The sequence below is a fragment of the Shewanella ulleungensis genome, from assembly GCF_014648315.1.
In the GTDB taxonomy this organism is placed as follows: Bacteria; Pseudomonadota; Gammaproteobacteria; order Enterobacterales; family Shewanellaceae; genus Shewanella; species Shewanella ulleungensis.
This window is the reverse complement of the sequence record NZ_BMQW01000016.1, coordinates 1-12,583: the sequence shown is the minus strand read 5'-3', so window position 1 is coordinate 12,583 and position 12,583 is coordinate 1. Positions and strand designations below refer to the sequence as shown.

General features: G+C 41.2%; 7 protein-coding genes and 2 tRNA genes. 2 read left to right on the top strand and 7 right to left on the bottom strand.

What is annotated here, in order from left to right:
• Window positions 1-24 precede the first annotated feature (24 nt).
• A tRNA-Pro gene (locus tag IEY40_RS19160) sits at window positions 25-101 on the top strand.
• Window positions 102-160: 59 nt separating this feature from the next.
• Window positions 161-237: transfer RNA gene (locus IEY40_RS19155), tRNA-Pro, on the top strand.
• A gap of 263 nt (window positions 238-500) precedes the next feature.
• On the opposite strand, the gene IEY40_RS19150 is transcribed toward IEY40_RS19155, so the two are convergent.
• The 7 genes from IEY40_RS19150 to IEY40_RS19120 all read right to left on the bottom strand — a co-directional run.
• Window positions 501-2,423, bottom strand: coding sequence for a bifunctional diguanylate cyclase/phosphodiesterase (locus IEY40_RS19150; protein WP_188959088.1), 1,923 nt, complete (start codon window positions 2,421-2,423; stop codon window positions 501-503).
• A gap of 7 nt (window positions 2,424-2,430) precedes the next feature.
• Window positions 2,431-3,081 carry a transglutaminase-like cysteine peptidase gene (locus IEY40_RS19145; RefSeq protein WP_188959086.1) on the bottom strand — a complete coding sequence of 217 codons (651 nt, stop codon included), beginning with the start codon at window positions 3,079-3,081 and terminating at the stop codon, window positions 2,431-2,433.
• 85 nt (window positions 3,082-3,166) lie between these two features.
• Window positions 3,167-3,772 (bottom strand): OmpA family protein, encoded by a 606-nt coding sequence (locus tag IEY40_RS19140; RefSeq protein ID WP_188959084.1) that lies wholly within the window; start codon window positions 3,770-3,772, stop codon window positions 3,167-3,169.
• Entirely contained in the window at window positions 3,772-5,181 is a 1,410-nt protein-coding gene (locus IEY40_RS19135) for a TolC family outer membrane protein (protein WP_188959082.1), read from the bottom strand. Before IEY40_RS19135 ends, IEY40_RS19140 begins: the two co-directional genes overlap by 1 nt.
• A 20-nt stretch (window positions 5,182-5,201) precedes the next feature.
• Window positions 5,202-6,584, bottom strand: a complete 1,383-nt coding sequence (locus IEY40_RS19130) for an HlyD family type I secretion periplasmic adaptor subunit (RefSeq protein WP_188959080.1) — start codon at window positions 6,582-6,584, stop codon at window positions 5,202-5,204.
• Window positions 6,581-8,758 (bottom strand): type I secretion system permease/ATPase, encoded by a 2,178-nt coding sequence (locus IEY40_RS19125; protein WP_188959078.1) that lies wholly within the window; start codon window positions 8,756-8,758, stop codon window positions 6,581-6,583. Before IEY40_RS19125 ends, IEY40_RS19130 begins: the two co-directional genes overlap by 4 nt.
• A gap of 85 nt (window positions 8,759-8,843) precedes the next feature.
• Window positions 8,844-12,583 (bottom strand): beta strand repeat-containing protein (locus IEY40_RS19120; RefSeq protein ID WP_188959076.1); only part of this gene is annotated, 3,740 nt, incomplete at its 5' end.

Genomic DNA, 12,583 nt, shown 5'->3' with positions numbered 1-12,583 from the left:
CAATTTGTTGTTTTATGTATATTTCGGTGATTAGCGCAGCCCGGTAGCGCATCTCGTTTGGGACGAGAGGGTCAGAGGTTCGAATCCTCTATCACCGACCACATTAAAGTGAACAGGTTAATTTTATTAATTGGTTTGCTGCACAGTTTAAAGTAAATTTCGGTGATTAGCGCAGCCCGGTAGCGCATCTCGTTTGGGACGAGAGGGTCAGAGGTTCGAATCCTCTATCACCGACCAATTTAACAAAAAAGCCACTCTGATGAGTGGCTTTTTTGTTTTTCAGATTTTGTCTTTCAAACTTTTCTCAATGTTTTCTCTAATCCATCGCGACATACAGTAAGATTTAATGCTTCGCGCATAAAGGGAGGGTTACAGGAGTACTTGGCTTGTGTAGCTGCATTTTAAATATATAAATGCAATCAAACTCATATAAGAGCCAACGTCGGAGCAATAAAAAACCACTCCGAAGAGTGGTTTGTCTCTAAAACTGTTGGTATCTGTTAAAGCTTTACATTAACCGGTGGCGAGATAAAGCCTTGGTATGCATCGACCCTAAGCTCTGTAAAGCGGCTGAGCTGCTGTCTCTCTTGAATACCAGTTACAATCACTTGTATGTCTAAGCCTTTAGCTACATTCACTAATGCTCGGCATAGTTCACTGTTATGTTGATTATCTTCAATATAAGCAAATGATTGATCGAGTTTGACGTAATGTGGCCTTAAACTTTGTAAGTATGCCATTGAGCCAAATTGACGACCGAAGTGGTCGATACCAAATTGTGCACCACAATCACGAATGACTTTACATAGGTTTTCACACGCTTCTAAATCGCTGTATACGCTCGCTTCTGGGATCTCAAAACAAATTCGCTCAGAATATTTATTGGCTCGTAAAAACTGTTTAAGCCATGAATGGAACTCAAGATCGCTGATACTTTGATTAGTTAAATTAATCGCGACTCTTTCGTAGTTGCGTTCAAGCAATCTGTGTTGATTTACTGTCTCTATTAGACATCTATCGAGCATGGTACCCAGTGACAATAGCTCAACATAGGGCATAAATTGCCCAGCATGGAGAGTGGTATCTGCAATTTGTAATTGACAATATAGTTCGCGCTGGCAGATCTCATCTTTGGCGCTTAATTGAATTGGCTGCCAGCGGAACTCAAACTTTTTGTTTTGAATAGCATAACCTAAATTTGTACGCCACTCTTCACGGGTGAATAATTGTTGCTGTGTATTTTCAAACCAATGGAATACTTTGGCTTCTTTGATTGATTGTTGCAGTGCGTTATCTGCTTGAGCCATCATATCTGAAACTGTCATTTGGCCTAAACGTTCGGCAACACCAATATTGAATTGCTCATTAGGTTTACATCCAGCTTTAGATATTTCTTTGTTTATGGTGCGAATGAGGCTTTGCAGGTACTTAGTTAACTGGTCGTGTTCACAGTCCTCAACTAAAAATGCAAATTCATAGGCCGCAATTCGAGCTATGACTGAATGAGCAATTTCGTCTTGATGTTGTTGTAACTTTTCAGACAGGATACGTATGGTTTCGTCACGAACTTGAAAACCATATTTACTGTGCACGTCTTCTAACCAGTCCATTTTGACTAAGTAGAGTGCACCGGTACTTGGTTCGCTTAGCCAGCCGTTAATGCGACTAACCATGTATTGCCTATTAGGTAATCCAGATACCTGATCGACGAGATTTTTTTTACGTAACGCTGATACTTCTTCGTCTAGTGAATTAAAAACTTGTTTCAGCTGCGCAGACATACTATTGAATGCATTAACCAGTTCTTTGAGCTCTTTGGTTTTTGGGGCTGGCATATCTGGACCAAATTGGCGTTCGGCAATTTGCTTTGCATGTACAGAAAGCGTGTTTAATGGTTTTAAAATCCAGCTTAATCCAACTCGTGCAAATACAATGGCAATTAAAAATAAGATGGAAAATAAGATGACAATATCAGTAATAATGCGCCACAGCTCTTGGTAACCAAATCCTGGATGGGCGGTGATTTCTAAGGTGGCAAGTTGTAGCCAGCCAGATGTTATTGTTGTTTGTTTATTGATACTCTTAAACAGATTTAGATCGATAAACCATTGTGGGACATTACTCACTTTGACTGAATTATTCCAAACCTGTTGTTTGCCGTCGACTAACCATGTGAGTTTAATCTGTTGGTAATAACCACCTTCGAAAATAACATTTACTAAAGTCTCTGCCCCAGCGGTATCACCTGACTCCAATACCGGAGTGAGCATTAATCCTAATGAGTTACTGGCATTATTAAGATCAGATTCCATCTGCTTGGTTAAAAAACCTTGGGTTTCTGAGAATTGTACGTAGGCCACACTTGCAATAGTTAACAAGAAAAGTGCAAAAAGTAACGCATAGATCTGCCTGAACAAAGTCATGTTGTCACTACTCCATGTTGAGTTTTGGTCGGCGTAAGCGATCTACACCTAATCTAAGTTTAAGGTCAGTCCATTTTTCAAGGCGTGATGATGAGCCAGCTAACACTCCTCGACCTTTTTCTTTGTTTAACCATAATTGTTTACCATTAAAGCTGTATACAGGAAGAAGATCTCTTCTTTGTGTGGCAGGTTTAATGGCTTTGTCTAAATTATCTAATACCAGTGGTATTGAATTGGGTTGTTCGTAATAAGCTAATACCATGTGGTATTGGTTTAACGTTGTGGCTTTTACCATGGTGATCCGCAGTTTATCTTCCGAGACTCCAAGCTGGAGTAGGGTAAAGTACTTTGCGATAGAGAAATCTTCACAGTCGCCGCCGTTTACACCAATAAACTCCATAGGCGAAGCCCAATAGTTTGAGTCCCCCCACAGAGTTTGGTCATCGATAAACCTAAATAAATTGAAGAAGTGATTCACCTTATTTAATTTATCAATATCACTTAATTGCTGCGCATCATCGATAATTTTAAACCAAGCATTAACTCTTAATGCAGCTCTATCGCCGTAACGTTTTGTTAATGCAGATACTATCTGTTGCTGATTCAACTCTTGAGTTGGCGCGGCAAATAAGCATGAAACTAAAAGGGCCGATGTCACAATTACACTGTGGCAGACCCTTTTATAAAACGATGCTTTGACATATTTGTCTTTACGACTCAATGATCAATATCCTGATTAACGATTATTCATTCTCATCGTCAACAGTATAGATATTCCATCTCATCTTTGACATTGTATCTTCGCCAGATATTGTCGACATAACACGTCTATTACGCTCTTCCGCTTCAGGTGTACCACTGGTATCAATTGGTTTATCAAAACTATAACCAACAGCTGACATACGCTGAGGGCTAATACCAAAGGTATTTTCGAGCACATCGATAACTGATTTTGCACGCTTTTGAGACAAGGCTAAATTGAGTTCATAACTGCCTCTTAGGCTAGTATGACCTTCGATAATCACGTTTGTCGTAGGGTACTTTTTCATCAGCTTAGCAATTTTCTCTATTTGGTCATAATACTGTGGCTCAATGACCTCAGAGTTATTTGCAAATAAGATTTTTAGCTCTTGGCTGTCATTGATATCGTTAACTTGGCCACAACCATAGTTGTCAACTTCAGCGCCTAAAATGGTTCCTGCACAGTTTTCACGTGCAGTGATAACACCATCTTTGTCTTGATCAGTTAGATCAAATTTTTGCTCTGTTGGTTTATTGAGCTCGACAATATCATTCATTGCACAGCCAGTAGCGGTCAACATAGCGAGTAGAATCATTAAATATTTCATTATTGAACCCCTCCCTCATAAGAGCGTTCACCACGCCACTCTTCAGGGCGTGTGACTCTCAGTGAGTCAAGCAAACTGCCTGTAGCATTTAAGACTCTGTAGCGAGCTGCAATTTCGTCATATTCAGTTTGTAGATAGTCTTTACGCGCTTCAAATAACTCGTTTTCAGTGTCGAGTAAATCGAGTAGGGTGCGCTGACCTAAATTAAACTGCTGCACGTATGCGACTTGAGTTTGCTTGGCCGCGACAACGTGTTCACGAATATATTGCTTTTGTGGTGCAAGCATTTCGTAAGCATTCCACGCTAAAGAAATACCTTCCACAACTTGGCGGTATGCACGTTGCTGAATTTCTTTGGCTTCATTAATTTTGTACGCGGTCTCTCTGTCGCGTGCTAAATCTTTTCCGCCTGAAAATAAGTTATATTTAACGCGAACCATAGCGACTAAATCATTGCTATGGCCATTTACATTTTGACTACTCAATGCGCTATAACCGTCTTCACCATCAACGTCATTATTCCAGTTACCGTTAAGTTCTAAACTTAATTGCGGGAAATAATTTGCCTTAGCAGAACTACGCTCATATTTTGCCGCGTTGATATCACCTTCAGCAGACTTAAGGATCGGATGGTTACTTTTAGCTTGCATCACACCTTTATTTAAGCTTTCTGGGATCATATCTGCATCTGGTACAGGCAAAATAAGATCTTCCGGTTCTGATTCAACAATCCGAACAAATGCAGCTTTAGCATCTTCTAAATTGTTTTTTGCAGAAACCACATTCGCATTCGCACGTGCTAAACGACCTGTAATTTGGGATAAGTCTGCAATTGAGCCTAATCCTGAGTCGGTACGTTCTTTAATTTGATCATAAATGGCTTTATGGCTTTCTAGGTTTTTTTCTGACAGCGTTAACACTTGCTGGCTACGGATGTAGTCTAAATATACTTTAGCTACATCTAATGCCATGTCTTCTGCTGCAGCAAATAATGCCCATTGATCGGCTGTAGCTTCATACGAATAACGATCAACCTCGCTACTGGTATAAAAACCATCAAATAGCATTTGTTTAATGCTAAAGCCTGCTTCACCACGCTCAAGGTCAATAACGCCATCGCTATCAACGTCACCTTGATCTGCTTTACGACGGGTTGAAGGACTATCAGTTTGCTCCCAGCCGTAACCAGCTGTTATGTCAACTGTAGGCAAGTAACCTGAAGTTGCTTGATTAACCTGTTCCTCACGTGCTTTAAATTGGTTAAAAGCAATACGTAAATCTGGGTTAGTATCTAGTGTATGTGCTACAGCCTGTTCAAGTGATTGACTTGAGGCTGTTGGTGCAATCAGCACTGACAAAGCAAGTGCAACAGCACTGATCTTTGTGTGCAGATTATTAGTCGTGCTCATCTAAAACCCTCCTGGTTCTCTTAGCGCTCTCTAAGGGCGGTATCTTTCGCTCTTAAAATTGGATTCAAAATGTACTCAAGTATTGATTTTTTCCCAGTAATAACGTCCACCGAAGTGAGCATTCCTGGGATTATTGGCATCTCTGTGCCATCGTCTTTTAGTAAACTCGATTGTTCAGTTCTTACTTTTATAATGTAAAAACTATTACCTTCTTCATCTTGTGATGTATCGGCACTAATATGTTCTACTGTACCTTTAAGGCCGCCATACCGAGTAAAGTCATATGCTGTGACTTTAACTATAGCGGGTAACCCTGGATGTAAAAAAGCAATATCTTTTGGTGTAATTTTAGTTTCTATCAGTAGTTTATCTTCTGATGGCACAATCTCAATGATTTGTTCACCCGGCTGCACAACCCCACCTAAAGTATTAAAGTAGATTTTCTTTATTGTGCCAATGACTGGTGAAGATATTACCGCTCTACTGACTTTATCAAAAGCGCCAATTTGTGCTTGGTTCATACGTGATAATTTTGTTTGTAATTCGTTTAATTGTGCGCGTAAGTCGGTCGTATAAACAAATACAGCATCACGCCGTTTTAGAATTGCTTCATCCATTGCAGCTTTTACTTTAGGCCTTAAGAGGCGTAACGACTGAAGTTCACCCTGGATGTCATTGACTATTCGCTCAAGCTTTAATAATTCGACTTCTGGCACAATCCCTTTTCGAGCAAGTGGTTTAGTTAATTCAAGCTCACGGCTAACGAGTTGATAACTTTTCGTTAGAGTGCTGATTTTTGATGCTAAATCTTCAATTTCTTGCTGACGTTGCTGGATTTGGCGCACTAATATTTCAAGTTGATTATTTAAGTTATCTAAACGTAATGAGTATTCTTGCTGCTGGCGTTTTACTAACTCTGGCTCAGCTTCTATTGTCTCTCCAGGGAAAGCCAATGTCTGCTTGGTGATTTTAACTTGTTGACGCCAGTCAGCAGACATATCTGAAATCAAAATGCTGTCTAACTCAGCGCGCATACGGATTATGTTTGTTTGCAATCCATAGACTTCTTGTTCTTGCTGGCCGAAATCAGACCTAAAACGCGTATCATCGATACGAGCTAATGGTTGACCTTTAGTAACCATTACCCCTTCTTGAACATAGATTTCTTGAAGTATTCCGCCATCTAAGCTCTGAATTACCTGCAGTTGCGATGACGGAATGACTTTGCCTTGGCCTGTTGTAACTTGGTCTAATTCAGAAAAATATGCCCAAATAACAAAGCAGACCATCATTGCGGCTAATGACCAAATAATGAGTCGATGTCCTGTTGGGGCATCGGTCATGATGGCGCCGTATACATCGTCAACCATCTCTAAATCTTCTGCCGTTAGATGTTTGCTCATGCGTTTTGCTCTCCAGCCATTGCGCCAGAGTTAAGCATGGCAAGCACTTCATCTTTAGGGCCGTCAGCCATAACATGGCCTTTGTCTAATACTATAATACGATCAACTAAGTTGAGCAGGTGCATTTTGTGAGTAATTAATAGCAAGGTCCTGTCACGGCTAACAAGTTGCATCGATCTAATAAATTGTTTCTCTGCGCGAGCATCTAAACTGGCAGTGGGTTCATCCATTAGCAATATCGATGGGTCATTCAGTGTTGCTCGAGCTAAGGCTACGGTTTGGCGTTGGCCTCGGCTTAATGCTAGACCACCTTCACCGACTTGCTGATCAAGTCCTTCAGACTCTAAATTGGTGAACATGCTTACACCAGAAAGCTGAATGGCTCTCATTAATTGATGTTCAGTGACTTGGCGCGATCCAAATAAAATATTATCTCGAATAGTACCGTGGAACAGGGTGACATCTTGTGGCAAATAACCAAAGTTACGTCTTAAATCGCTTGGGTGTATTTGTCCTGAGTCTAAACCATCATAACGAAGACTACCTTGAGTTGGTTTATACAAGCCAAGTAGCAGCTTTGCTAGAGTACTTTTACCGGAACCATTACGTCCAATAATAGCAATTCGCTCACCAGGTTTGATACGCAGTGATAATGGATGCAAACTCGGTTTTTCTGTCCCAGGAAAACTAAAACTGATGTTATCGGCTTCGATTTTCCCCATAAAACGTTCTTTGCTGACGAGGTGGCCTTTGTCTTCAAACTCATCCTCTTCTTCCATGATTGCATCAAGTTGACGTAACGAGCTAATCGTATGGTTACCACGAGAGATAAGGCCTGCTAATTGGGCCATTGGAGCTATTGCCCGGCTTGATAACATGACAGCAGCAATAATACCGCCCATGGATATTTCATTATCAGCTAAACGATATACACCCAAAATAACAACTAGCACCACCGTAACTTGCACCATAAAATTGGCAATATGTGCTACATGGTTAGAGAGTTTTTTGCTTTTTAACTGCCAGTTAGCTGTATGGCCAATCATTTGCTGCCAGCTTTTTTGGACTAATCCCTCTGCGCCATTTGCCTTAATAGATTCAAGTGCGCTTAAACTTTCAATCAAATGGCCGTGTTTTAAACTGGAAAAACGATTACTCTCTTCAATGGCTTGCTTTAATTTAGGCTGCAGATAGAGTGTCACGGCGATAATAACGATACTACTAAAAACAGGAATGAGTGCTAAATCGCCTGCCACAATATAAATAATAATGACAAATAGAAAAGCAAAAGGTAAATCGACTAATGCAGTTATGGTTGCAGAGGTCAAAAACTCCCTAATGCTGTCAAACTCACCGAGCTGCCTTGCCATTCCGCCTACACTTGGGGAGCGTTTTGACAGTGGAATACCGATGGCTTTAGCAAATAATTTTGATGAAACAATAATGTCGACTTTTTTACCTGCGATATCGATTAAGTAACTCCGCAGTTGTCGCATGATAAAGTCAAATAGATAAGCAATCCCTGCACCAATAGCTAATACCCAAAGCGATTCAAACGCTAAATTGGGCACCACTTTGTCGTAGACGTTCATAATGAACAGTGGTGAAACTAATGCGAATAGGTTAACTAATACTGATGCAATAAGCGCATCTCTATAAATGGGGGCAGAATCTTTGATACTTTGCATTAACCAGTGAGTACTGTTGTCATGCAAATGAACATCAAAGCTTTTATCGCCATGATAATCTTGTTTGACCAGAAATAAGTAACCCACATATAAGGATTCTAGTTCCTCAAGTGTTAGATTGTCTTCACCGCCAGTTTCCGGTAACTGGATAACAACTTTGTCATTTTTTAAATCGATCTCACGTAATACACATGCTTTTTTATCTTTAAATAATAAAATGCATGGCAATAGTATATCTGATATTTGATTTAGGTCTTTACGTGACAATTTGGCCGACAAGCCAGCTCTAGCAGCCGCTTGTGGCACTAATTCAGGAGAAATAACTGAGCCTGACAGTGGTAAACCCGCTGCCAAAGAGTCAATAGAGCATGGACTGCCAAAGTGTTCTGTCAGCAATACTAAGCAATCGAGTAGCGGATCAACCGTTACTCGTTGAGAAGCAGAAATAGTCCACTGCTCGCTAGTTTTAGACGCAGTTATAGGCACCTAATAAGAGTCCTTAATTTATTATTGTTAGAAATAACAAGTGATGCGTCACATATTACTATGTGACGCATCCAATGTGTTGTTATTAAGGAATAATATTTCCACTGTACTGATCATATAGGTCAGGTTGTGTTGTTCCTGGTGACGGTGCAGGATTCTCTGTTGGAGTGTCAACAATAAGTGCACCGTCATTTAATAACCCGTTGATTATAACACCATCGGTTGTAGCACCATATTGTTGTGATAGATCAACACCATCTAAAACGATAACTTGGTCAACGGTACCATCTTTATCTGCATCGATTGATATAGTTGTATTACCATCACTGAATGAGAAGTCTAGATAGTCATCTAGACTTCCATTCTGCTCATCTTGCAATAAATCACTGATATGAAGTGTATCGTTGTTCACTTCAAAATCTTTAATGGTATCAGTCCCAGTGTCGCCCTTAGACCACACAAAGGTGTCACTGCCTAATCCACCGATTAGCGTGTCGTTGCCTAAACCGCCGATAAGAACGTCATTACCTTCGCCACCATAAATAGTATCATTACCGCCTTGACCGAATAAGATGTCGTCTCCGATACCGCCATCTAAAATGTCATTGCCGTCATTGGTATTATTGATATTAAATTCATTAACATGAGTACGAATATATTCATGTACAGCTTGAACATCAATATCAGCAGCATTTTGGCCAGTCTTATCTGCTATGTAGGTTTGTAATGCAACGTATCCTTGTTCAGATGAACCACTAAATTTAACAAGGTCGCCAAATATAATGTCATCGCCTTGGTTACCAATCGTATTATCATCACCTTGAGATTGTAATGTCTCAGAGCCGGTGATAACACTTGATAGGTCTGATACATCGATAGATGCTCGCACATAACCATCAGTGTCGTATAGTTTTAGGTTGGCTTCATTGACCGTAGTGCTACCGTTAGCGCTTGCTAAGCTGATTGCTTCAACTTCAGACACAGCAGCAAGTAAATTAAATGCATGTAGCGCCTGTGCTGTTGTGTTTGTTCCACTGTCTGTAAAGCTTTTAACACTATTGTCAGTGTTAAAGCTTAATTGGCCAATTTTAGCGCCTGTGTATGGTGAATACACAGCACCGCTAGCATTGACAACGACTTGACCATCTATGCTGATGATTTTACCTTTAGAATAGTTATTAGAGGTCAACAAACTACTTAAGGTTTGATAGCTACTTGTCGAAACGTCATAACTCATTAATACTGTTGAAGTATTAGTATCAACTGTTTGCGCATTTGGTGAACCATCAGTAATGAAGTAAGAAATATTATTTCCAACATTATTTAGCACTGTGCTGCTAGTAAACCAATTTATTGCAGACTCAAAGCCAGCTTCATAGTTAGTCGACCCAGTCGCACTCATTTTAGCTAATTCAGTCAGTAGTTTTTGCACTGCATCCGGTTCGTCCATGTTTACCGATACAGTGTAATTTGAACCAGATGCAAAATTAGTCAGCAACACATTTACGGTACCGCTGTGCGAGCCCGTCGCGCTATTAGCCAGTGAATCAAAAACGGCTTCTAGTTGCGTCTTCGCTTCAGCGATAACGCCAGACATACTGCCCGATGTATCAAAGATAAATGCGATATTATAGTTTTCGCCAGCAACAATCTGTAAGCCTTGCTGATCGCTGATAATAATATCGTTATTTACGGTTCCTTTAATTACATCGTTGCCTGGATTACCAGTGTACTTATCGTAAACCGTGCCCGAATCAGATTCGCCAACAATGTTAATTGTTACAGTCGCGGTATCGGTGGCTCCGTATTGATCAGTTACTGTGTAAGTAAAGGTATCTGTAGCGAGTTGACCTGCTGTTAAGGCTTCAAATGAATCATTAGTGTCATAAGAATAAGTACCATCACTGTGGATAGTTAATAATGCACCACTAGGTAATATAACGACTTGGCCATCAGTAACAGCCGCGCCATTTACATTGGTTAACGCGAATGTATTACCTTGAGCGTCAGAGTCATTGTTTAGTAGACCATTGCTAGTATTTGAGATGGTTAACACGCCATCTTCAGAGACTAAATAGGTTCCCATAATAGCAGGGCCCGCCGCAGTAATACTCGTCAAGAAGTAATCTGAAGAATCACTTAATGCTGGGCCACCATTTGTTTCACTAATGGTTTTAGTCGCCTCAAAAACTAACTGGTCAAAGACGATATTACCGGTATCGATAGTGAATGTTCCTGTGTCACCAGAAAGTGTTTTAAATGTTTCGCTCGCAACCAATTGGCCATTATAGTAAGCCTTCCAAGTCCCTTGTTCACCGTCGTTTTCATTGGTAAACATATTCGAAACACTAAAGGTTGCTTGATTCACTAACCCATTAAAATCAATGACGATCGATTCTGATGTACCAGAAGCTGAATCGTATTCTATTTGGCCAACAATTTGGTCCGCTACACGAGGAGAGCCTGACACGCCAAGCTTCCCTGTACCGCTTTCAATATTTACCACACCCATAGAGCCATCAGCATTACGAGCTGATATGGTCATTTTGTTTTCACCGTTTGACTGTGGAATAACCCAACTAGTGCTTGAGCCTGTTGTGACTGTATATGCAGAGCCAGGTAAATCATCATTGGCATCTACATCGTTTATTATTGCGGTGTCAGTAACAGTTATAGATTCATTACCTGCAGCGTCAGTTTGAGATATCTCAACAGTAATTTGCTCTCCTGCAGGAGGTACATCAGCAGTCCATGAAATCTCACCATTGTTATAACTGAAAGCAACAGTCGGAACAGAGCCATCCAAATTAACTAATTGACCATTTTCTAATTTCAGGTCAAATGAAACTTCAACGCCATTAACAATGGTAGAAATTGAAACAAAGCCTCCGGCAGTAAGATCTGCATGATCTGCCTCCGCTTTAATTTGGATTCCACTGCCATTGGCTAATATTTCATTATTATTTAACCAGCCATCTCCAGGCGTACCATCATCAACTATGATAATTGATAATGCTGTTGGAGCCGTTTTATCGACTCCTTCTTTATCAGTTGCAATAACTGATAGATTACCCACAGCGTCAGTGACTTGTGCAGTGACATTCACTTCAGTTGCCCCAGCCGTCACAGGGACTTCAACTGCGTAGCCATTGTTCAGCATCGCTTGAGTCACTGTTACGGTGGCTAATACGTTTCCGCTGCCGTCAGTTACCACTAGCGTGTCACCGATTTGAGTGCCCACCGCTAACGTTACCGTTGCAGTGACAGTGCCGTCGCTGCCAATTTCGCTGGCGTTATAAATACCATCGCTGCCCATGCCGCTGAACTCTACAGTCGGTGCAGGTGCAGCCACATTGTCAACTGGCTGGTTGTCTGTGGCGGTTGCAGATGGGTTACCGGCGATATCAATCACTTGCGCGGTCACATTCACTTCAGTTGCGCCTGGTGCAACAGGCACTTCAACTGCGTAGCCATTGTTCAGCATCGCTTGAGTCACTGTTACGGTGGCTAATACGTTTCCGCTGCCGTCAGTTACCACTAGCGTGTCACCGATTTGAGTGCCCACCGCTAACGTTACCGTTGCAGTAACAGTGCCGTCGCTGCCAATTTCGCTGGCGTTATAAATACCATCGCTGCCCATGCCGCTGAACTCTACAGTCGGTGCAGGTGCAGCCACATTGTCAACTGGCTGGTTGTCTGTGGCGGTTGCAGATGGGTTACCCGCGATATCAATGACGTGTGCAGTCACATTCACTTCAGTTGCGCCTGGTGCAACAGGCACTTCAACTGCGTAGCCATTGTTCAGCATCGCTTGAGTCACTGTTA

What these genes read in the sequence shown, in the direction of transcription:
- IEY40_RS19150 (WP_188959088.1), bottom strand. Translation starts at nt 2,423, where the DNA reads ATGACTTTGTTCAGGCAGATCTATGCGTTACTTTTTGCACTTTTCTTG.
- IEY40_RS19140 (WP_188959084.1), bottom strand. Translation starts at nt 3,772, where the DNA reads ATGAAATATTTAATGATTCTACTCGCTATGTTGACCGCTACTGGCTGT.
- IEY40_RS19135 (WP_188959082.1), bottom strand. Translation starts at nt 5,181, where the DNA reads ATGAGCACGACTAATAATCTGCACACAAAGATCAGTGCTGTTGCACTT.
- IEY40_RS19130 (WP_188959080.1), bottom strand. Translation starts at nt 6,584, where the DNA reads ATGAGCAAACATCTAACGGCAGAAGATTTAGAGATGGTTGACGATGTA.